Raw genomic sequence first — 711 nt, forward strand, 5'->3', positions numbered from 1 at the left:
GCTGGTCGAGAAGCTGAAGACCGAAGCCAAGGTGCTGTAAGAGGGAGCGGATAGAAATGACGATTCTGGTTATTGCGGAACACGACAACGCGTCGATCAAGGCGGCGACGCTGAACACGGTGGCGGCGGCAGCCGAGGTTGGCAAATTCGTCGGCGGCGACATCCACGTGCTGGTCGCGGGTCACAACGCACAGGCGGCTGCCGATGCAGCAGCGAAGATCGCAGGCGTCAGCAAGGTGCTGCTGGCCGACGCTCCGCAACTGGCCGCGGGCCTCGCGGAAAACGTCGAAGCGACCGCACTGAACATCGCGAAGGACTATTCGCACATCCTCGCGCCGGCAACGGCCTACGGCAAGAACATCGCGCCGCGCATTGCCGCGAAGCTGGACGTCGCGCAGATTTCGGACATCACGGCGGTCGATTCGGCCGACACGTTCGAGCGCCCGATCTACGCAGGCAACGCGATCGCGACGGTGCAGTCGAGCGACGTAATCAAGGTGATCACCGTGCGGGCGACGGGCTTCGACCCGGTGGCGGCCGAAGGCGGCAGCGCAGCGGTCGAGAAGATCGAAGCGGTCGCAGACGCAGGCAAGTCGCAGTTCGTCAGCCGTGAAGTGACGAAGCTGGACCGTCCGGAGCTCACGTCGGCAAGCATCATCGTATCGGGCGGCCGCGGTCTGGGCAGCGGCGAGAACTACACAAAGGTGCTCG

The 711-nt window shown here is 64.4% G+C and carries 1 protein-coding gene; it reads left to right on the forward strand.

Annotated features, from left to right (window positions below):
- Nucleotides 1-56 precede the first annotated feature (56 nt).
- On the forward strand, nt 57-711 hold a 655-nt coding region (locus G3N94_RS41905), incomplete at its 3' end, for an electron transfer flavoprotein subunit alpha/FixB family protein (protein WP_205799982.1).

Origin of the sequence: Burkholderia sp. Ac-20353 (genome assembly GCF_017104785.1) — a bacterium.
Lineage (GTDB): Bacteria > Pseudomonadota > Gammaproteobacteria > Burkholderiales > Burkholderiaceae > Burkholderia.